We start from the raw sequence: 20,977 nt of genomic DNA on the forward strand, positions 1-20,977 counted from the left end.
TGACATGAAGGAAAGCGGATTGCGGGAAAACTGCACGATCCGTTTGATTGAGCGGACGGAGGAAGGCGTAAGCCGACCTCCTTCGACTCTACACCTATCTCAAATCTAGGATGGATAGGAAAGGACCGAACATTAAGGAGGTTAGTAGCTTTGAAAGATTCGAAAGGCATACAAAGACCACAGAAAACTCCATACGAGACTTACCCTGTTGATATAGAGATGGAAGCTCGAAATAAACAGGAAGCGTGTAGTATGCCTACGGCATCTGATGAGACGAAAGCCAAAACTAAACCTTTAACTGGTGACCTTTTAGAAATCATCCTTAGTAGCCGAAATTTAAATGAGGCAGCTAAGAGAGTGGTTAAGAATAAAGGAAGTCATGGAGTTGATGGTATGAAGATAGATGAACTTCTACCTTACCTACAACAACATGGTGAAACTTTAAGAGGTCTTCTGCTAGAAGAAGAATATAGACCAAATCCAGTTAGAAGGGTAGAAATTCCCAAACCAAATGGGGGAATTAGACTACTAGGAATACCTACGGTAATAGACAGATTTATTCAACAAGCTATCGCTCAGATTCTTACTCTTATATTTGATGGAAGTTTTTCAGAAAATAGTTACGGTTTTAGACCTAGAAAAAGTGCGCAGATGGCAGTGCTTAAAGCAAAGGAGTATATCGAACAAGGGTATACATGGACAGTGGATATGGATCTTGAGAAATTCTTCGATAAGGTGAACCACGATATTCTAATGTCTAGAGTAGCGAGAAAAGTCAAGGATAAAAGAGTCCTTAGACTAATAAGGAGATACCTTGAATCAGGAATAATGCTAAATGGAATAACAATCATTAAACCTGATGAAGGAACGCCACAAGGCGGTCCATTAAGTCCTCTTTTGAGTAATATCCTCCTCGACGATCTAGACAAAGAGCTAGAGAAAAGAGGGCATAAGTTCTGTCGATATGCGGATGACTGTAATATCTACGTTAAAAGTAGACGCAGTGGAGAACGAGTTCTCGAAAGCATAACTAATTTTCTGGAAACAAAGCTTAAATTAAAAGTAAATAAAGAGAAAAGTGCAGTTGATAGACCGTGGAAAAGGAAGTTTTTAGGGTTTACGTTTTACTCCTATTATGGAAAAACGGGGATTCTACCCCACGAGAAGAGTATGAAAAGACTTAAAGAAAAGATAAAGGATATTACGAATAGAAACGTAAGTCGTAGTATGGGATCTAGGATGAAAAGTCTGAATCAACTCATAACGGGATGGGTCAATTATTTTAGAATCGCAGCGATGAAAGGAAAACTAAAAGAAATTGATGGTTGGACTAGAAGAAGATTAAGAGCTTGTGTCTGGAAACAATGGAAGAAAATTAAAACAAGATATAGAAACCTCTTGAAATTCAAGATTTCTGACGGAAAGGCATGGGAATATGCCAATACCCGGAAGGGTTACTGGCGAATCTCTAATAGTCCAATTTTAAGTAAAACCCTGACTAACCAATACTGGATTAATCAGGGCTTTAAAAGTTTTTCTTTACAGTATAAAGCTTTTAGTTTGTCTTAATGAACCGCCGTGTACCGAACGGTACGCACGGTGGTGTGAGAGGACGCTGAATAAAATAATTATTCAGCTCCTACTCGATTTCATACCCAGGTGCTAAAAATTGGTAGACCGATCTTCACAAAATCTCCATACTTCTTTGTTTGAATAGAATTAGTTCGTCACCCTGACGTTCAAAAAGAAGAAGAAAAGGAGAGACAACATGAGATTACCAAAGAAGAAATCTGCCTTTATTCTTAGCTCAATGCTGGTGGGGACCTTAGCGTTTGGAGGAATGGCCTCTGCACAAGCCGCAATTACTACAGGTTCTGTCAATTTTCGAACAGCACCTACAACCAATAGTCAAGTGGTTGGTGTCGTTCCAAAGGGAGAACAAGTAGAGGTCATTAACCAAGTGAACAATAGTTGGTCTAAGGTAACCTATGAATACAAGGGGAAGAACTACACAGGTTACATTTCTAACCGTTATTACACACTTCAAGATGGTTGGACGAGCCCAACGATAACGATTGAGCAAGGGAAAAAGGCCATTATAACTGGCTCAGTCAACTTTAGAAGTGAGCCTTCACTACAGGGTACGGTTCTTGGAAAAGTACCAAAAGGGGATATTGTCAATGTCCTTCAGGAGGTAAACCAATATTGGTCAAAAGTTACCTATGAGCACGAGGGAATCTTACACACTGGGTACATTTCTAACCGCTATTTTTCATACGTGGATGGGACAAGCTCACAGATATCAATTGGACAAAGCCAACAACAAGCGGTACCAGATACAGCGAATCCAGATTTAGTTCAAACACCAGCAGTTTCTAATCCAACAACCCAAACGCCAGTAAATCCATCTACGGAACAAACGACAAAGGCAGATTGGGAGAAGAAAGCAGACGCGATTATTCAGACAGGATTAAAGTATTGGGGAACTGAATATCGACTTGGTGCGGACTACGATCGGGATGGATCATATTTGTTTGATTGCTCTAGTTTTACAGAACAAATATATGAGGAAAACGGAATCGATTTATTACGAAGCTCACGTCAACAAGCCACACAAGGAGTCAGTGTTAAAAGAAGTGAAATCCGTAAAGGGGATTTAGCCTTCTTCGCCACACAAGGAGATTATGTTAATGGACAGCCAAGAATCGACCACGTGGCGATTGTAAAGGATGTAAAACCTGATGGTACGATTCAACTCCTTCATACGTATAAGAAAGGAATTGGGGTTACGACATCAACCATGTATCCGAATAAAGGGTATTGGAATGATACCTTCTTATTCGCAAAACGCGTGATTCAGTAAGGTAGAATAGAAAAATGGAAGGAAGTGAAGGGGATTTCTCCACTTCCTTCACGTTTTAAAGATAACAAAAATGTTAGATGTTTGTTTTGAAAATGTAACCAATGCAACTTATACTGTTTAAAGTCAGCAAGAATTAAACAACAGGAGAGTGAAAATAAATGAGTGATCAAATCACGGAAAATAAAGCCACGGTTTTTGCTGCTTTATGGATGCTGCCGATTCGCTTTGTAACAGGATGGGTATTCTTTTCAGCAGGATTGAGAAAGTTTATACCAGAGAAAATTGATCCGGATTCAGCGGGTTGGCTGGGGCATAAAATTGCTGGGTTTGCACCAAATGCATTTTTAGTTGGACCAATGATTGATCAAGTAACTCAATCTCAAGCATTAACACAATTTTTTATTGTTTCTTTAGGAATTATGCAAATTATAGCAGGAGTATTACTCTTGTTAGGATTATTCACTAGGCTCGCAAGCTTTGCCACTTTAGCAATGAGTATAGCCATCCTTTTTTCCGCAGGTTGGTTAGGTCCAGACTGTTTGGATGAGTACAATATGAATATTACCTTCATGGCAACGAGCATGAGTTTATTACTTGCTGGTGGGGGGAGATATTTTGGGCTGGATGCGATTCTACAACGAAAATATCCAAACTTTACTATAGGAGGGTTCAGACTATGGTAAAAAATAAGAGATTAACATTTGGTTTAACCATATTTCTCTTTGCTATCTCGATGATTCTTTATCAATATTTCTTTTCGGGATTTACTGATCTTAAGAACCCGGCTAAATCACCGAATGTCGTGATTTCAGATGTAGGTGTTCAGGACAGCGTTCTTACGTTTCAAGGATATAATAAAGGCGGAGAAAGTGGATATATCATAAACGCAAAAGTGACAGATGGCAATTTTACAGTTGAGATGAATGCAGAAGAATTAGGGAATTACCCAAAAGATAGGATTGAAAATAAAAATATAAATACCGTAAAGGGAAATAAGTATTCGTTACAATTTCCTAGAGGTGGGAAAGCTATTATCGATATTGAACTTCCTGTAGGATTTAAAAAGGAGAATTTACAACTACAATTAACGGATGTCAGTGGAAAAGTCTTTGCTTATCCATATAATAAATCCAAATAATGATTAACGAAAATCGGCCTCGAAGGTCGATTTTTTCTCTTATGAAAAAACGTTTCTCTAGACTAACACATATTTCCTCATATATGATGGGAAAATAAGAGAAGTTTGGGTGAAGGAGTATTGGAAAATGAGTGATAAATCAGTTGAGATAGGGCAAGGGGAATTAGGAAGTTGGATTAGCATCATTTCTTACATATCGTTAGCTGCGCTGAAATTGTTCATCGGTTATCTATTTTTATCAAAAGCATTAGTTGCAGATGGATTAAATAATACCACCGACATTGTCGGTTCAATCGCTGTTTTGATTGGCTTCAAAATTGCAAAGTTACCCCCCGATCCTGACCATACCTATGGCCATTATCGTGCAGAAACGATTGCCTCGATGATCGCTTCCCTCATCATGTTGGCGGTCGGTATTAATGTAGTGTACCAATCCATCCAAAATGTGTTCAATCCATCTACAGAAGTTCCATCATTAATTACTGCATGGGTGGCATTGGTAGCAGCAATCGTAATGTATATCGTATATCGATACAATATCCAATTGGCTGAACGAATCAAAAGTGATGGTCTAAAAGCAGTCGCATTAGATAATCGTTCCGATGCAATGGTGAGTATTGGGGCGGCCATTGGCATTATTGGTTCCCAATTTGGTTTTTCCTGGTTAGACCCATTAGCGGCTTTAATTGTGGGGATTATTATCATAAAAACAGCTTGGGAAATTTTCCGTGAAACATCCCATAATCTATCGGACGGCTATGAGGCAGATATCCTAGAAGAGATGAAAGCGGAAGTGGATCAATTAGAAGATGTAAAAAGTATCATCGACATAAAAGCAAGAAAACTTGGCAGTTCAACCATTGTTGATGTAACGATTGGTGTAGATCCAACAATGAATGTTGCAGAAAGCCATCAGATTACAGAAGTGATTGAAGAACATTTAATGAGGCATTATGAGGGAGTGGCAAGGGTTCATGTCCATGTGGAACCAGTAAAGGAAAGCGTAAAAAAAGTCTAGAAGATTAAAAAAAGAACCCCCTTACCGAGTAAGGGGGTTGCGTATTACCATCTTGAACTATGGTCGTTGTTCCAGTTTTGATGATTTTCAGACATATTTCTTTGATGATTTGGTTCTATTTGCTGATGGTTTTTACCCATTTGGCTATCGTGCATAGGCTGTTGGTTTATTTGGTTCATATTCATGTTAGTGTTTTGCTTTACTGTTTGATTTTGAGTTGGTTTTGTAGAAGTATGATGAGTATTTGCTTGTTGAACTGGTTTATTGGTTGTGTTCTTTTGTGCATTTGCTGGATTCTTTGTTTGGTTTACAGTACGTTGTTTATTCATTTGTTCCATCCATGCTTTGTCCAATTCAATCATTTGTTCCGGAGTTATATTTTTCATCATTTGTCTATCCATCTCGGTCATCTGTTGATAGAGATCACTTTTGTTTTGAAACGTACCGTTTTGAACGAGTTTTACCCAATTATCATGCATTGCTTTGATTTGTTCTGCGGTAGGTTGAACCACATTTGTAGTCTGTTGTGGGGTGTTGACATTTGCAGATTGTGATGTTGTACCAGTAACTAGATTGACACTATCAGTTGTTGCTGTTAAATTTACAGTCTGTTTAGGTGTTGATTGATTTGATACCTTCGCTGTATTTTGAGTCGTATTCATTGGCATAGGATTTGGATCGTTCTGAACCCAATTCGCAATTTTCTGTTGCGTATCTGGTGATAATGCAGCATTTGCTACACCAACCCCACCTACTCCTAAAAGTAAACTAAGGGAAAGAGAAACAATTTTACTTGAGAATAACATAATAATGACCTCCAAATATCTTTTATTTTTAATCGGGTACCCTTACAACTGTTTATCCGCAGGCCATTTCATTTTTAAGTGGGGGAAACTCTTTTTATTTAATAAAATCCTTAATCTTTTACTATGGGGAGGAAAATCGAAAAAGATGATCCTTCACCTAGCTTGCTTTTTACTTCAACATGACCCTCATGTAATTCGATAATTTTTTTTGTTATTGCTAAACCTAATCCCGTACCTCTTGATTCCCTTGCTCTTGATTTATCTACTTTATAAAAGCGTTCCCAAATATTTTCGATTTCTTCCTCTGGAATTCCAGGGCCGTTGTCAGTAACTTGGATAAAGACTTCGTGCCGATTTTCTAATTCTCCCCAACTGACTTCAACGATACCACTATTTGGGGTGTAAGTTATGGCATTTCCGAGCAAATTCGTCATGACTTGTTTCAGACGATCGATATGGCCAAATACGGTGATATCACTGTGGTTCGGTTGGACAGAAAGTTTGATATTCTTTTCTTTTGCGAGACGTTTAAAATTGTCTGTTGTAAAATGAACCAGTTTGGCTACCGAGATATATTCCATTTCATCTGGATTTAAAACTTTACCAACTTCTAATGAACGCAAATCCAACAGATCATCAACCAAACGTTTCAACCGTTGAGATTCACTAAGAATATTAGCTAGGTATTTCTCTTTTTCTTCATCAGATTTAACTAAACCGTCAAGAATTGCTTCCGAAAAACTTTGAATGACGGTTAAAGGTGTACGTAATTCGTGTGAGACATTGGAGACAAATTCACGTCGAATTCGATCAAGTTTTTGTATGGCATCAATTTTCTCTTTTAATTCGATGGACATATGATTTAATGAAGAAGCTAACCTGCCTACTTCATCATTTGAAACGATCTGAACTTGTTTTCCAAAATTTCCGTCAGCAATTGAACGAGCTGTTTCTTCCATCTTACGTAAGGGTTTTGTTAAATTTTTTACAATAAAAATACTGAGAATGGTTACGACGAGTATACCGACAAGAGCAACCCATAAGGAAATACGGGTAATGCCGTAGACGTGTTCCTTTAAGGAAGAAATCGGGCTATAGATGACAACCGCGCCCAAAATCTTGCTATTGTCTCTGATTGGGATTGCTGCTAAAAACAAATCTGGTGTTCGGTCATTTATTTTTCCAGTGAAAATAATATTTTCGCCTTTCCACAAGTCAGACAAGTAACTTTGATTTAGTTCAATCGGGATTTTTTTTTCTTCGCTTGCGTATTGAAAACTACGAATGTTTTTCTTCTCATCATAAATCATTAAATTTGCATCTAAGAATTTCGATAAGATACCGAGACGTTCGTGCGCTTTAATCCAATTATCCGCAGATTGATCATTGCGGATAATATCGGCCACCTCTTCTGCTTCATAAATGTAAAATTGAGCTTGTTGATCATACATTAGTTTTTTTATCTGAAAGGATTGGATAAAAACAGAGACAGAAAGAACGAAAACAATCAGAATGACAATACTTACCCAAAACTTAACTACAATGTTGTTTTTTATTGACCATTTGGTAAAAATTTATATCCAACCCCTCTCACGGTATGAATGAACGAACTATCCCCACCGTTTTTATCGATTTTGTCTCTCAGACGATTCATGTGAGTATCCACTGTTCGACTATCACCAATATAGTCAAATCCCCAAACTTGCTCAAGCAATTCCTCTCGAGTAACAATTCTCCCAGGAGATTTAACTAAATAATGCAAAATATCAAATTCTTTCAGTGTAAATTTTACTTCTTCATCATTTATCAGCACTTGGCGAGTAATGACATTTACCGTCAAATTTTTAACTTTGTATACGTGGGAATCAGAGCTTGAACTTTCCGCTCGTCGGAGAACGGTCTTTACCCTCGCAACGACTTCACGTGGACTGAAAGGTTTTACAATATAATCGTCGGCTCCTAATTCTAATCCGAGAATCCGATCGTTTTCTTCTCCTTTTGCAGTGATCATAATGATTGGAATATCCAGGTTCTTTCGTACAAATTTTGTTACTGTCCATCCATCTAGGACAGGCATCATTAAATCTAACAAAAGCAAATCAATATGTTGCTTTTCTAAAACATCTAATACCTTTTGCCCGTTATCTACTTCAATGACTGTATAATCTTCAGCTTCAAGATATAATTTCACCACGCTTCGGATACGTTCATCATCGTCAGCAATTAATATGACATTCTTCATATTTTCTTCATCCTTTTCCTTCATTATATATAAAAGATTATAAACAATAATTAAGTTGCAGAATCTAACATTTTTGTAACATTCACCTTTTAAATATCACAAAACCGTGAATGGAGTGTGACTGGGTTGTGAATTCTGGCAGGCATAATAGAGACATGCAAAAGAAAAAACAAAATGGGTGATAGAGATGGATATAATCGTAGACTTCTTTAGCCTTGAAATGTTGCCATACCATTTTATCTTAGTATTGCTTGTTGTTTTTTTTGGATTCTCACTAATGTGCAAAATTAATTTTGATGCAAATGGAAAATGTCATTAAAAAAACCACAAAAAAGGAGAATGGATGATGATTCATTATACATTTTACACACAAAAAAACGTCGCCACACTTATCTCAGATTTAATGCAGGAGTTAATGAAGAACAACTTCAGTATTCTTTGGCAATTTGAACTTCATCAAAAATTAGAGGAGAAGGGTTTCTTCCCAAAAAGAAAGCAAACCATATTAGAGGTATGTAATCCTGATGAAGCCGCAACTATACTAGGTATTAACCCGTTGGTAGGTTATTTCTTGCCTTGTAAAATTGTGATTACAGAAGAAGAAGATCAAGTATCAGTTGGTCTAATTCGACCAACAGAGCTAATTTGGCTTACAAAAGATCAACAGGCAGTAGAAAAAGCGCAAGAGATTGAAGCGCAACTCGTGAATGCAATTAACGTAGCAATTTAGAATTTTTTATTATTGATGAGCCACTTAAAAATAAAAAGTCTCTCGAATAAACTTATATAACTAAAAAATATGAAAATGTTAATATTGGAAAGGAGAAATATCATGTTTAAAAAAATGATCAACCATACAAGATTATCAATAGAACAGCGTGCCGAATTAATGATTGTAGCTCTTTTTAATTTTCTAGAAAAGCTATTTGACGGGGAAGAAGAATACTCAGAAAAAAAGGAACAGATCGCAGAACAAATGATTATTAAGGTCTTTCATTATTTAGAAGAAATGTTTGATGACGAAAGCGAGCAAGCGGAAACAGCGTAATTAAAAATTTAGAGTAGGAAGGACGAATTAGATTATGATAAATGATTTAAGGAAAGCATTAGAAGAAAGAGATATTGAAGATTTTAGGTTTACGCCTCAACGCGTTGCCATCTATCATTATTTGAGCCAATCAGATAAACATCCAACAGCCGAAGAGATATTCAAGGAATTGAAGAAGAAATTCCCTAGCATGAGTATAGCTACGATTTACAACAATTTAAAGGCATTTAAATATGCTGGTTTAGTTCAAGAGTTAGCTTTGAAAAATACTACACGTTTCGAGTTGAATTCAGGATTCCATTACCACGTAATCTGCCAACATTGTGGGGAGATAAAGGATTTACACTATCCAGTCTTTGAAGATGTGCAACAATTCGCTAAACAACATACAGGTTTTCAGATTTATTCCCATAGCATCGAGTTTCAAGGAATATGTGAAACTTGCCAAGCAGAAGGGAATATGAAAAAAACTTCATGAACACCTCCCATTAGCACTAAGTTATGTCTTGGTGCTTCTTTTTTATCACGAAAATGTGTAGCTTATGTAACGGTGTTGTGAAATGGAGTGGATATAATGATATTAGTAATGAAGAGTGAGGTGGTGAAAGATTTGAAATCACAATTACATGTAATCACAAATAAATTATCCAAAGAAAAAATGAAACCCGTAAAAAATAATAACTTTATAAAACCTACTGGTGGATTATGGACGTCAACCTATCACCCAATCTATGGTTCAGAATGGGTACAATATAGCATGAACATTGGTGGAATTTTATTACCAGATTCAGAATTTTGGGATGGATATCTTCTAATACCACATAAAAACGCAAGACTTTTTATTATAGATGGATACCAGGACTTAAAGGAATTGATGGATAATTTCAAAATAGAAATGAAGCTAAGAAATCCTAGTTTCTATTCTCCAAGGGAAGATTTCACAATTGACTTTGAGAAATTACAAAAAGAATATGATGGAATCCAATTGACTAAGAAAGGCCTTGCTGAAACGAAAACAACGTATCCATTTAACTTAGATGGATGGGACGTTGAAAGTACAATTTGGTTTCGATGGGTGTTCAAAAAGGCTTATCCTATTCGACAAAAGTTTTCATATAAGGAAAGTCTGTCTCACGTAGCACTTTAAATTAAGACACTTTTTCGTAAAACCCACCGAAAAATCAAATTGGAAACGGAAATAAGAAGTGAAAACGAAATATTTTAAGGAGGATACACAAATGAATTTAAAAAACAAAATATTACCATTAACATTAGGGTTACTGATTAGTGTAGGAACAGTGGGGATTGCAAACGCAGCAGTTTCACCAGATATTCAGGATAGATTGTCAAACTGGATACAGAAAGATTCCAACTCAATGCCAATGACTATGAATAACCCGACACAGCCAGTAAACACGGTACAGGTAAAAAACCCTCTAACAACTCAGAATCAAAGTAATGTGCAAAATACCGCTAGTCAAAACCAACAATATGAACTTTATCAAGAAATGATGAACACGATGACGCCAGAACAAATGCAAGCCATGTACAATACATGGTTACAAATTCAGAAAAATGGTTCAGTTACAAATCAAAATGATTTATATCAACAAATGATTCAAATGGATCGCCAGATGATGCAAAATGTTACCCCAGAACAGATGATTCAAATGGACAAAGCATGGATGGATCAATGGTTAAGGAATAATCAAACGAATCAAGTTCAGCAACGACAGGTACAACCTCAAAACAATTCAAATCAAGCAACACAAACAGTAAAACGTCCAACTACATCTACAACAAACAGTAATGTTCAAAATGTAAATCGTTCAAACAATGTGGTACCCCATCGGAATATGAATAATAATCAAGGGTATCGCAATATGAACAATAGCAATTGGGGGAACAACTGCAATTGGTAATCAAATATAGACAACGAATAGGCAAAAGCACTAAAAACAACATTGTTTTAGTGCTTTTGTTTTTTTTTTGTCGAATATTGTTAACTTTTTGTTACATACGAGGATGAAACCTCACAAAAATGTGAGATGAATGTAACTTCGTTGTTGTGTGAGAAGGTCATAATAAGGATAAAGATAAAACAGGAGTGGATTTCATGACAAGAAAAAAACTAACTATTCTAATTGTACTGCTTAGCATATTCATTGCCATTCTTGGGGTAAACAAAATCATGGCAGAAAAGAAACGGCATGATAATCAAATGAATCAATTCAATTTCTATCAAGATGATCCCTCTATAACTAATGGATTTCCAAAATCGACTCCTGGAATGATGGGACCAGGAATGAGACAGAATCCAGGTTTTAATTCGAATGTGCCCCCCGGACGTTCTACCTATCAATATTATGATAGTTGGTGCTGGTAATTCTATGAAGTAAAGGAGAATGATAATGTGTTATTGGGAAAATGAGGTATTTGGGTATTCGTATATGAATGGTTTTGATTATGAACTACTTTCATTCATTTTTGTCGTGGGTGTTATTGCGATCTTAGTAGGTGTGATTCTTCTAATGAAGTATAGGTATTCATTTTTCACTAGGAATGGTAAAAGTAATGAAGCAATAGAAATCGTAAAGTTACGCTATGCAAGGGGAGAAATAGATTTACAAGAATATGAGAAATTGATGAATGAATTAGTAAAGTAAAATCGGGAAGCACAAGGTTTAATTTACCGTTACCTGTGCTTCTTTTTTAATTAACACAAAAATGTTAAATAAATGTGATGCGAATGAGAAATTCAAACTTTATCTTTAATATACCAACCCAAAATAATCTTTCGTTACGGATAACTTTAATAAGTGGAGTGATAATGATGCACGATGCAACATTAGTGCTTGTTGAATTAGCTCAAGGGGGTAGCACAACTTCTCTTGACCAACTCATTCGCGAGCAACAACCTTTCATCCAGAAGACAACAAGTCATATTTGTAAGAGAAATGTACAGTGGGATCAGGATGATGAATTAAGTATTGCACTCATCGCATTTCATGAAGCAGTTCAAAAGTATAATCCGAATAAAGGTGCTCATTTTTTAACATTTGCTCGTCAAGTGATTCATCAACGGTTGATTGATTTTTTTCGAAAAGAACAAAGACATCAACATCTTCCGCTTTACTCTTTTACCGATGGAGAAGAAGAGAAAGAAATTAGTAGTATTGAAACTGAGAAAGCGATTGAAACGCATCAACAAAAAACAGAACAGGAAGAACTTGCAACGACTCTCGAAGATTTCGAACAAAGACTGCTTACATTTGGAATCACTATGGATGATTTAGTTGAAGCCTCACCGAAACATCGTGATACAAGAGAGAATTTACTTCGAGTAGCATTGCATTTAAGTAGTTCAGATGAATTATTAGAATCCTTGATGGAGACCAGAAGATTACCTGTGGCGGATTTAGTGAAACAAGCGAAAGTTAGTCGTCGTGTATTAGAGAAAGGGAGAAAATACATTATTGCTTTAGCTATAATTATTTCAGAAAACCAATTTTCTAGCCTTAAATACTTTGCTGGTATCGACGATTTTTAGAAAGAGGTTGGTATAGATGAAGACGAAAGCGATAGTTTCAAAAATAAAAGAAGATGAAGGCACTATGATTGTACTGACGACGGATCGGCAGTTTTTGAGAATGCCTCTACCTGGCGGGAATCTTCCTTTACTTGGACAAACCATTGAAATAGAGTTTCCATTGGAGAAAAATAAAGTGGTTTCGTTGTTTAATAAGAAAAAAATATCGGCGATGAATCAGTGGAACAAAAAATGGGTATCTATTGCTGCTGTATTTATGCTGGTCTTCCTAAGTATGTTTTATGGGCAATTTGGCGTGACGAAAGCAGCAGCAGCCTATGTTAACTTAGATATGAAACCGAGTGTACAATTAAAGATAGATAAAAAAGGGTTTGTTCAAGAGGTTGTTGGTTTGAATACAGAAGGGAAACGTTTAGCGGATAGTATTTCGATTAACGAAAAGGATGTTTATTCTGCTACACAAACCATCATCCGTGAAGCGAATCGACTTGGTTATCTTACATCCAACCAGAACGTTCTCGTAATGGCAAGTGTTGTTCAACTAACGAAAGCAGAGAATCCTTTAATCAATGAGCAACTACTTCGACAGATGATTGATCAAGAACTTGCCTCAAAGCAAATGTCAGGCTACATTGTAATGAATCAAGCAACAAAAGAACAATGGAAACAAGCGAATGATTCGGGTTACACGATGAATGAATATATGGTCCTTGAACATGCGAAGGAACATGGGATTGAATTACAACAAGAACAATTGACTAAGGAGCATCATCTTACGGAGTATGTAAGCAATTCAAAAGTTCCAGTTGAACAACTTTTTCCGAATAACAGTTACCGTGTTAATTGGCAAAATGAAAACATGAGAGAAGAGAATGATCAAAAAAATAACAACCGTCAGTCTAGTGATATGAATCAAGATAGTATGCAGGAACACAAACAGTATGAATCAGAAAAACAGCAGAATCAACAATCTAAGCAACCAATGAATCAAGGTTCGAGACAAATGAATAATCAGTCTACCAGATCTGAAGATAGCAACACAAACACATCAAGCAGAAATGATCCATATACACAAGATCGCTCAACATCAGAACGGAACCAAATGAATCCAAACTCTGATTTAAATCAAACAGACAAAACACAAATGGATTCGGATCGTACAACTACTCCAACCATTCAAGACAGGGATAGATGGAGGAACTCACCTACTGAAACACATGAAACTGGGGAATGGAGTTCCCAATCTGAAGGAGATCGAAATCAAACGACGAATTGGCATAATTAGTTAAAATGAAGGAGAGTTCATCATATGAATAACGAGCAAAAACAAATTTTTCGCCTTGAAGGTCTATCGTGAACGGACTGCGCTGCTCAGTTTGAGCAGAAAGTCAAAGAATTTACAGGGGCAAATGTTAATCTGAATTTTGGAGCCTCCAAAATTACGATCGAAGGTGCTGAACTGACAGTAGCAGAAATCGAAGAATTAGGTGCTTTTGACAACATCAAAGTTGTTCAAACAACAACAGAAGGCACAATGAAGCAAAAGACGTTTTTGGAAAAGAATCAACACTTACTATATACCGGTCTTTCTCTAATTTTTATTCTCATTGCTTTTATCACCCAATGGTCAGGTTATTCTGAATATGTAACTGCAACTCTTTTTATCATCGCAACACTGCTTGGCGGACGGAAAAATATTCGTAATGGAATCCCCAACCTATTGAAGTTCAAGTTCAACATGGACACGTTAATGACAGTCGCAGTGATTGGCGCTGTATTCATTGGATATTGGGAAGAAGCAGCGGTTGTGGCCTTTTTATTCGGAATTAGCGATGCGCTTGAGGTCTATACAATGGAACGAGCAAGACGTTCTATCCGTTCTCTAATGGAGATTGCTCCAAAAAAAGCAATGATTATTAGACAAGGTGAAGAGATTGAATTACAGGTTGAGGAGATAGAGATTGGCGATATAATGCTAGTCAAACCCGGCGAAAAAATCGCAATGGATGGGGATATTACAAAAGGGAGCACGTCAATTAATCAGGCTGCGATTACGGGTGAATCAATTCCTGTTGATAAAGGGATTGGGGATGAAGTGTTTGCGGGAACCTTAAACCAATCAGGGGCTATTGAAGTCAAAGTAACGAAACTTGTTCATGATACAACCATTTCTAAAATCATCACAATGGTTGAGGACGCCCAAGAACAAAAAGCACCTTCTCAATCCTTTGTCGATCGTTTTGCTAAATATTATACACCATCAATCATGATATTGGCTGTATTGATAGCATTGGTTCCTCCATTGGCTTTTGGTGGCGAATGGAAACTTTGGTTGTATAATGCGTTAGCACTCCTAATTGTAGGTTGCCCATGTGCATTGGTTGTTTCTACGCCAGTTGCCATTGTTACAGCAATTGGGAATGCAGCGAAAAATGGGGTGCTTATAAAAGGTGGAATTCATCTTGAAAACGCTGGCTCCATAAAAGCTGTTGCCTTTGATAAAACAGGAACGTTGACGCAAGGGAAACCTGTTGTAACCGACGTGATCCCATTGAATAACCAAAGCGAGGAAGGCTTGCTATCCATTGCGGCTAGCATTGAGAAATATTCCGAGCATCCACTTGCTACCGCAATTGTTAATGAAGCAGAAGACCGCTGGGTTATGATTCAAAAAGCTGAGGATTTTCAAGCGATTTTAGGTAAAGGAGCAAAGGCAACCATTCATCATAAATCATATATGATTGGTAGTCCTAGAATGTTTGAAGAACTTGGAATGTGTATCGAAGATAGTGTTAGAAGAAAGGTCTCTAACTTGCAAGTCGAAGGAAAAACAGTGATGTTACTTGGTGAAGAAAAAGAGGGGATTATTGCACTGTTTGCCGTTGCTGATGAAGTACGAGATGTAAGTAAATTGGTCATTCAACAACTAAAAGCAGCAGGAATTGAAAGAACAATTATGTTAACTGGGGATAATGAAGCGACTGCGCGTTCTATTGCAAAAAAAGTAGGAATCAATGAATATCGTGCTGAACTATTACCGGAAGATAAAGTCACCGCTGTCCAAGAATTAAACAGGGAATATCAGCAAATTGCCATGATTGGAGATGGAATTAACGATGCACCAGCGCTTGCAACGGCCACTGTGGGGATTGCAATGGGTGGTGCTGGCACGGATACAGCATTAGAAACAGCAGACATTGCCTTAATGGCTGATGACTTATCAAAGCTACCATACACTATTAGGTTAAGTCGAGCCACATTACGAGTCATTAAGCAGAATATTGGATTTGCACTTGGGATTAAGGCTATTGCAACTTTGCTGGTCTTTCCAGGTTGGTTAACATTATAGTTAGCAATTGTAGCAGACATGGGAGCCACCATTCTGGTAACATTGAATGCGATACGCTTGTTAGGAATCAAGGCGGATAAGTAAGTTAAAAATTCAAAAAGGACATGATAGCTTAATAGATGCTATCGTGTCCTTTAATATATTTTTTGAATATGGTAAGTTTGTTAGATACTACGGCGCTAATGGTTGATCTTTTGCGTTTTTAGTAATCTTTAATAATCCAGTAGCACCTTTTGTGGAATCTTTAAACGAATGGGAGACAATCGGATATAATCCTTCATCAGGAACAATTAATTCCACTGCATAACTACCTCCTGGTGGGATGGTTACGGTTTGCATTTCGTGCTCGACATTTTTGGGGTTCCCATTCGGATAGGTTTTATTAAATATTGTTCCAACAATATGAAACGCACTAAAGTTGTTAGGCCCCGCATTTATAACATAAAAACGGATTAATTCTCCGGGTTTCGCCTCAAGTGGTGAATCTTGATATTTATGGGCTTTTCCATTAAATGCAACAACCTTGGGCTCCCCGTTCATCATTCCCTCAATATCAAACGCATCTTTATAAAATTCACTTTGTACCAAGACAAATTCACGAGCTTTTTCAAATGTAGGTTTTATCGGGTCAACGAGAATGGCACCATACATTCCATTCGCAATATGTTGCAAAACAGGAGCCGTTCCACAATGGTACAGGAATGCACCAGGTACCTTTGCTTCCCATTCAAATGTATAAGATTTTCCCGGAGCAATATCAATGTAATTCTTATTCCATGGTGTTTGAGCCGCATGAAAATCGATCGAGTGAGCCATATTTTGATCTTTGTTAATAAGGGTATATTTGACTTTGTCTCCCTGTTTTAGACGTAAGACTGGTCCAGGAACCGTTCCGTCAAATGTCCATCCTTGGTAGAAAGTATCCTTGGCTATTTCGATTTTATTTTGAGTTGTATACATGGTAATCTCAACGGTATTTCCATTGCGTTTGATTTCGGCAGGAAATTTTCCTTGGTCAGTGATTTCTGTATTTGGTTCCATTTCGTGCGTTTGGTTGCTAGGATTATCTGAAGGCTTATTTTCCGTGCTGTTTTGTTGATCATCATACCATGTATACAATAATGTACCTGCACTAGCTACTGTAGCTGTAGCCGCCACTTTCAAAAAAGATCGGCGATCCATTTTTTCAACTCCTATATATCTTCTATTTCCACATCTATTTCACTTCGTTTAAACATAGGATGACCATTGTTATTCAGACCTATGATAGGATCCGATACATTTTTCAAGATTTTCCTTTGCATATTGGGTATTTAAATTAAAAACTCTAGTAATAGATCGTCTTCTGTTTTATAATAACATATATGAACATATGCTCATATAAAGGGGTAGGGTGGAGAAGATGAAAGATTGCCTTTTATCGGATCAGATTACTGTAGAAGTGGCTGAAACATTTAAAGCACTAGCAGATAACACAAGAGTAAAGATTCTTTATTTGTTATCTCAAGAAGAATGTTCTGTGAACAAAATTGCGGAACAACTTAACTTATCACAGTCAGCAGTATCTCATCAATTAGCTTATTTACGTAAATTAAGGTTAGTGAAATACCGGAGAGAGAAAAACGTGATGTATTATACCTATGATGATCAACATGTCATCAATATTCTGATGCAGACCATTGATCATATCACGCATCAGTAAGAAGGGAGAATCAACAAAACAAATGCATACGCATAATCCGCACAATCATCATGCCCATGAACACGGTCATGGGCACCAAGAACACCAACATGGCCATCATCATCATCATGATCACGGATTTTCGAGGGAAGGGAATAAAAAAGGACTTATTTCTGCACTTATTATTACGACACTTTTTATGCTGATTGAGTTTTTTGGCGGGTTATTTACCAAAAGTCTTGCCTTGTTGGCGGATTCAGGCCACATGTTAAGTGATGCTAGTTCCTTAGCGTTAAGCCTTGTGGCCATGTGGTTTGCAACAAGACCTCCATCACAAGACAAAACATATGGATTTTATCGATTTGAAATCCTAGCTGCTTTATTTAATGGTGTCACATTATTTGTCATTGCCGGTTTCATTATGAAAGAAGCTTACGGTCGTTTTTTTGATCCACCAACCATTGCAAGTGGTTCGATGATGATCATTGCGGTTATTGGACTAATGGCAAATGTCTTGAGTGCATGGTCCTTGATGAAAAAGGGCGATGTAAAAGAAAACGTGAACCTTCGTAGTGCATATTTGCACGTACTAGGAGACGCATTAGGATCGGTTGGTGCTATTGTAGCAGGACTCTTGATGATGCTTTTTGATTGGTATATCGCGGATCCGATCATAAGTGTTGTTGTTGCGTTACTTATCTTAAAAAGTGCATGGGGAATCATTCAACAAACGATTCATATTTTGATGGAAGGCGTTCCAACCTCCTTTAATATAAATGAAGTAAAGAGAACATTAGAAGGAATCGATGGCGTAATTAATGTCCATGATCTTCATGTTTGGACGATTACGTCAGGTGTGAATTCTTTAAGTTGTCATATTCTCATAGAGGATAAAAAGAATACCCAAGAAGTACTACAAGATGCAATTTATAAAATAGAAAAGAAATTTAACATTAAACATTCAACGATTCAAATCGAAAAATCGATGCTTAAGCATGCTGAATTTGAAATATGATATAGACACAAATATGAACGACTATTCATGTATAACTGTCATATTTTGGAATGCAAAGATGCGGAAATGATGGGGCAATTTTAAAATTGCTTATCATTGACCACAAGTAACGATTTGGTATATAATAAATAGAAAAATTTACATAATTGGCGATGGAGTTCGCCTTTAACCGCTATTTATATAGCTAATGACTCCTACTAGAAGAATTTCTTTCTGGTAGGGGTTTTCTTTTGCAAAGGAGTTGTCATTTGATAGACCTGACCTCTATATCATTGTTTGCTTATTATGGCGGAAAACAGTATTCTTTACTTGAAAAGGTGGATCCTGAGTATTATCAAATAAAGTAGGTGAGTAAAATGATGAATTATTTTGCAGTGGGGTTAGCAGGTGTAATTGGAGCGTTGTTACGATACTATTTAGGTCTATCTTTTCATCACTGGTGGATATCCCCATTACCATTAGGTACTTTGATGATTAACTATATTGGTGCATTTGTCTTAGCTTGGTTTAATGAAAAAGTGGCACACACTTATTCAGTCCCTGATTGGTTACGTCTTGGTTTTGGTACAGGGCTTGTTGGTTCTTTCACTACCTTTTCTACATTAAGTGTAGAAACGGTCACGTTGATTCGCCTACAATTATGGGGTATTGCATTTTCGTATGTACTGTTAAGTCTCTTTGGAGGTCTATTTTTTGCTTATGCAGGGTATCGTATGGGTAATCTTGGTTTGAAGCAAGGAGAAAAAGAGGTGGAAACTGCATGATGTCTAACACGATGTTGGTGGCCGTTGGTGGTTTTTTAGGTGCCATGGCTCGATTTGGGATGAGCAAGTGGATTTCTAGTCGTACGAAATCTGCTTTTCCTTATGGGACTTTTGCAGTAAATTTGATTGGTTCTTTTTTATTGGGCCTCATCATTGGTAGCCAAATGGGTGAAAATGCAACATTATTCTTTGGTACAGGGTTTATGGGCGCTTTTACCACGTTTTCTACCTTTAAAGTGGAGAATATCATTTTTTATCGTAATAAAGAGAGAAAGATCATGTTTTGGTATTTGGGTTTAAGTTATATTTTGGGTGTATTCGTTGCATTTGTTGGCTTTACACTCGGATCAACTTCGTAAAATGAAGAGTAGAAAAGAAAATAAAAATTCATCAATATCAAGAAAAAGATAGGAAAATAGGTCCTATCTTTTTCAGGCCATCATTACTTATTTTCTTTCATCTTCAGAATAAGCAATCAGGACAACGTGATCACCTAACACTTGATTCATTTTTTCTTCAAGTTGGGTGATTGCTTTTAATAGTTCGGGATGGTTTTTTAGATTTGTAAAATGGTAATTCATCAATATCCCTCCCTAGAATTAGTATGAAGTGGAATTTCTAGAAATATACTTATGAATGGATAGAGGGAATGTATGCGAAAAATAATCTTAATGCGGCATGGAGAATCGGAATGGAATCTGTTTAACCGAATTCAGGGAACAAAACAAGTTTCTTTAACCGATAAAGGGAAAAAACAGATTGAACAAGCTTGTTTCGAATTACTGGCGAACAAAAATTTACAAATAAGCAAAATTATAACTAGCCCATTAGATCGAGCAAAAGAATCGGCAAGTATTTGTCAACGTATATTAAATCTTCCAATGGTTGAGCTTGATTATTTTCGGGAACGTTCATTTGGTGAATTAGAAGGAAAAACATTGCAGGAGATTCGCTTGCAATATAAGATTAGTGATATTGAAGAATTGGAAGACGACCGATTTGGTATCGAATCAGTCCAGAGTTTAATTGACCGAATCGATAGAGGACTCAAAGAATTAAAAGTAACTTACCCAAATGAAAACCTTTTGATTATCACCCATGGAAGTGTCATCAAATGGATCTTTGAAAAATACCAAGCTGAGAAGATAGGTGTTATTTCTAATGGGGAATATCGATGTATTAAGATATAATTACATTGCAATGTTGACAGTAAACAGGTATTCAGACATAAAGTTTTTCCAAACGAGGAATGAAACGTGTTCTACTCGTAAAATCCTTATTTACGTGTTCGTTCCACATTTACTTGTTCTCTTCTTCAAAGGGATTATTCTCTATGGAATTGTATGCTATAAGTACATGCTTGCCCCCAAGTACTTTATTTAGTTTTTGCTCAAGTTCAGTAATATCTTGAATGAATTCAGGATTTCTTTGTAAATCAGCAATTTTATATTTCATTGTTATCACCTCCATCCAATAGTATGCACTTAACAATTATCAAAGATT

The 20,977-nt window shown here is 36.7% G+C and carries 25 protein-coding genes, 1 pseudogene and 1 riboswitch; of the genes and pseudogenes, 20 read left to right on the forward strand and 6 right to left on the reverse strand.

Annotated features, from left to right (window positions below):
- The first annotated feature begins 252 nt into the window (after positions 1-252).
- The 5 genes from ltrA (at position 253) to EDD72_RS10170 (ending at position 5,019) form a co-directional block, all read left to right on the forward strand.
- The gene (gene ltrA / locus EDD72_RS10150) at positions 253-1,569 is read left to right on the forward strand and encodes a group II intron reverse transcriptase/maturase (RefSeq protein ID WP_207893697.1); all 1,317 of its coding nucleotides are present in this window, start codon (positions 253-255) and stop codon (positions 1,567-1,569) included.
- Between the two features lie 199 nt (positions 1,570-1,768).
- Positions 1,769-2,863, forward strand: a complete 1,095-nt coding sequence (locus EDD72_RS10155; RefSeq protein WP_132769967.1) for a C40 family peptidase — start codon at positions 1,769-1,771, stop codon at positions 2,861-2,863.
- A 158-nt stretch (positions 2,864-3,021) separates the two neighbouring features.
- A complete protein-coding gene (locus EDD72_RS10160; RefSeq protein ID WP_132769969.1) occupies positions 3,022-3,546 on the forward strand; it encodes a TQO small subunit DoxD in 525 nt (174 codons plus the stop codon).
- Entirely contained in the window at positions 3,540-4,001 is a 462-nt protein-coding gene (locus EDD72_RS10165; RefSeq protein ID WP_132769971.1) for a TQO small subunit DoxA domain-containing protein, read from the forward strand. The genes EDD72_RS10160 and EDD72_RS10165 overlap by 7 nt, the downstream gene beginning before the upstream one ends.
- 127 nt (positions 4,002-4,128) lie before the next feature.
- On the forward strand, positions 4,129-5,019 hold the full coding sequence (locus EDD72_RS10170) for a cation diffusion facilitator family transporter (protein WP_132769973.1): 891 nt from the start codon (positions 4,129-4,131) through the stop codon (positions 5,017-5,019).
- A gap of 44 nt (positions 5,020-5,063) precedes the next feature.
- Here the strand turns inward: EDD72_RS10170 and EDD72_RS10175 are convergent, their stop codons facing one another.
- The 3 genes from EDD72_RS10175 to EDD72_RS10185 form a co-directional block, all read right to left on the reverse strand.
- Entirely contained in the window at positions 5,064-5,825 is a 762-nt protein-coding gene (locus tag EDD72_RS10175; RefSeq protein ID WP_132769975.1) for a hypothetical protein, read from the reverse strand.
- Positions 5,826-5,935: 110 nt separating this feature from the next.
- Positions 5,936-7,276, reverse strand: a complete 1,341-nt coding sequence (locus EDD72_RS10180; protein ID WP_207893694.1) for a sensor histidine kinase — start codon at positions 7,274-7,276, stop codon at positions 5,936-5,938.
- Positions 7,277-7,377: 101 nt separating this feature from the next.
- A complete protein-coding gene (locus EDD72_RS10185; RefSeq protein ID WP_132769979.1) occupies positions 7,378-8,067 on the reverse strand; it encodes a response regulator transcription factor in 690 nt (229 codons plus the stop codon).
- 346 nt (positions 8,068-8,413) lie between these two features.
- Here EDD72_RS10185 and EDD72_RS10190 point away from each other — a divergent pair, with 346 nt between their 5' ends.
- The 10 genes and pseudogenes from EDD72_RS10190 to EDD72_RS10235 all read left to right on the forward strand — a co-directional run bounded on the left by EDD72_RS10190 (position 8,414) and on the right by EDD72_RS10235 (position 16,098).
- Complete coding sequence (locus tag EDD72_RS10190) at positions 8,414-8,797, forward strand: DUF302 domain-containing protein (RefSeq protein WP_165895054.1); 384 nt, start codon at positions 8,414-8,416, stop codon at positions 8,795-8,797.
- Positions 8,798-8,899: 102 nt separating this feature from the next.
- The gene (locus EDD72_RS10195) at positions 8,900-9,115 is read left to right on the forward strand and encodes a hypothetical protein (RefSeq protein WP_132769983.1); all 216 of its coding nucleotides are present in this window, start codon (positions 8,900-8,902) and stop codon (positions 9,113-9,115) included.
- A 34-nt stretch (positions 9,116-9,149) separates the two neighbouring features.
- Positions 9,150-9,593, forward strand: coding sequence for a Fur family transcriptional regulator (locus tag EDD72_RS10200; protein WP_132769985.1), 444 nt, complete (start codon positions 9,150-9,152; stop codon positions 9,591-9,593).
- Between the two features lie 108 nt (positions 9,594-9,701).
- Positions 9,702-10,262 (forward strand): hypothetical protein, encoded by a 561-nt coding sequence (locus tag EDD72_RS10205; RefSeq protein ID WP_207893695.1) that lies wholly within the window; start codon positions 9,702-9,704, stop codon positions 10,260-10,262.
- A 91-nt stretch (positions 10,263-10,353) separates the two neighbouring features.
- Positions 10,354-11,037: a hypothetical protein gene (locus tag EDD72_RS10210; RefSeq protein ID WP_132769989.1), complete on the forward strand. Its 684-nt coding sequence runs from the start codon at positions 10,354-10,356 to the stop codon at positions 11,035-11,037.
- 194 nt (positions 11,038-11,231) lie between these two features.
- Positions 11,232-11,501 carry a hypothetical protein gene (locus EDD72_RS10215; protein WP_132769991.1) on the forward strand — a complete coding sequence of 90 codons (270 nt, stop codon included), beginning with the start codon at positions 11,232-11,234 and terminating at the stop codon, positions 11,499-11,501.
- Between the two features lie 64 nt (positions 11,502-11,565).
- Complete coding sequence (locus EDD72_RS10220) at positions 11,566-11,781, forward strand: SHOCT domain-containing protein (RefSeq protein WP_165895055.1); 216 nt, start codon at positions 11,566-11,568, stop codon at positions 11,779-11,781.
- 167 nt (positions 11,782-11,948) lie between these two features.
- Entirely contained in the window at positions 11,949-12,665 is a 717-nt protein-coding gene (sigI, locus tag EDD72_RS10225; RefSeq protein ID WP_165895056.1) for an RNA polymerase sigma-I factor, read from the forward strand.
- A gap of 16 nt (positions 12,666-12,681) precedes the next feature.
- The gene (locus EDD72_RS10230) at positions 12,682-13,950 is read left to right on the forward strand and encodes an anti-sigma factor domain-containing protein (protein WP_132769997.1); all 1,269 of its coding nucleotides are present in this window, start codon (positions 12,682-12,684) and stop codon (positions 13,948-13,950) included.
- A 24-nt stretch (positions 13,951-13,974) separates the two neighbouring features.
- Positions 13,975-16,098 (forward strand): annotated as a pseudogene (locus tag EDD72_RS10235) (heavy metal translocating P-type ATPase).
- Between the two features lie 87 nt (positions 16,099-16,185).
- On the opposite strand, the gene EDD72_RS10240 reads toward EDD72_RS10235, so the two are convergent.
- Positions 16,186-17,196 (reverse strand): multicopper oxidase domain-containing protein, encoded by a 1,011-nt coding sequence (locus EDD72_RS10240; protein WP_132769999.1) that lies wholly within the window; start codon positions 17,194-17,196, stop codon positions 16,186-16,188.
- A 220-nt stretch (positions 17,197-17,416) separates the two neighbouring features.
- Between EDD72_RS10240 and EDD72_RS10245 the strand changes: the two genes are divergently transcribed.
- The 4 genes from EDD72_RS10245 to crcB (EDD72_RS10260) all read left to right on the forward strand — a co-directional run bounded on the left by EDD72_RS10245 (position 17,417) and on the right by crcB (EDD72_RS10260) (position 19,833).
- Positions 17,417-17,716: an ArsR/SmtB family transcription factor gene (locus EDD72_RS10245; RefSeq protein WP_132770001.1), complete on the forward strand. Its 300-nt coding sequence runs from the start codon at positions 17,417-17,419 to the stop codon at positions 17,714-17,716.
- 22 nt (positions 17,717-17,738) lie between these two features.
- Entirely contained in the window at positions 17,739-18,710 is a 972-nt protein-coding gene (locus EDD72_RS10250; protein WP_132770003.1) for a cation diffusion facilitator family transporter, read from the forward strand.
- Positions 18,711-18,849: 139 nt separating this feature from the next.
- A riboswitch (Fluoride riboswitch) is annotated at positions 18,850-18,914 on the forward strand.
- A gap of 155 nt (positions 18,915-19,069) precedes the next feature.
- Positions 19,070-19,474: a fluoride efflux transporter CrcB gene (gene crcB / locus EDD72_RS10255; protein ID WP_207893696.1), complete on the forward strand. Its 405-nt coding sequence runs from the start codon at positions 19,070-19,072 to the stop codon at positions 19,472-19,474.
- Entirely contained in the window at positions 19,474-19,833 is a 360-nt protein-coding gene (crcB, locus tag EDD72_RS10260) for a fluoride efflux transporter CrcB (protein ID WP_165895057.1), read from the forward strand. Before crcB (EDD72_RS10255) ends, crcB (EDD72_RS10260) begins: the two co-directional genes overlap by 1 nt.
- Before the next feature lie 87 nt (positions 19,834-19,920).
- Here the strand turns inward: crcB (EDD72_RS10260) and EDD72_RS12970 are convergent, their stop codons facing one another.
- Complete coding sequence (locus tag EDD72_RS12970) at positions 19,921-20,055, reverse strand: hypothetical protein (protein ID WP_279388103.1); 135 nt, start codon at positions 20,053-20,055, stop codon at positions 19,921-19,923.
- A 72-nt stretch (positions 20,056-20,127) separates the two neighbouring features.
- Here EDD72_RS12970 and EDD72_RS10265 point away from each other — a divergent pair, with 72 nt between their 5' ends.
- Complete coding sequence (locus tag EDD72_RS10265; protein WP_132770009.1) at positions 20,128-20,664, forward strand: histidine phosphatase family protein; 537 nt, start codon at positions 20,128-20,130, stop codon at positions 20,662-20,664.
- A 109-nt stretch (positions 20,665-20,773) separates the two neighbouring features.
- Here the strand turns inward: EDD72_RS10265 and EDD72_RS12620 are convergent, their stop codons facing one another.
- Positions 20,774-20,929: a hypothetical protein gene (locus EDD72_RS12620; protein ID WP_165895058.1), complete on the reverse strand. Its 156-nt coding sequence runs from the start codon at positions 20,927-20,929 to the stop codon at positions 20,774-20,776.
- Positions 20,930-20,977 lie beyond the last annotated feature (48 nt).

Source organism: Tepidibacillus fermentans (genome assembly GCF_004342885.1).
Classification (GTDB): domain Bacteria; phylum Bacillota; class Bacilli; order Tepidibacillales; family Tepidibacillaceae; genus Tepidibacillus; species Tepidibacillus fermentans.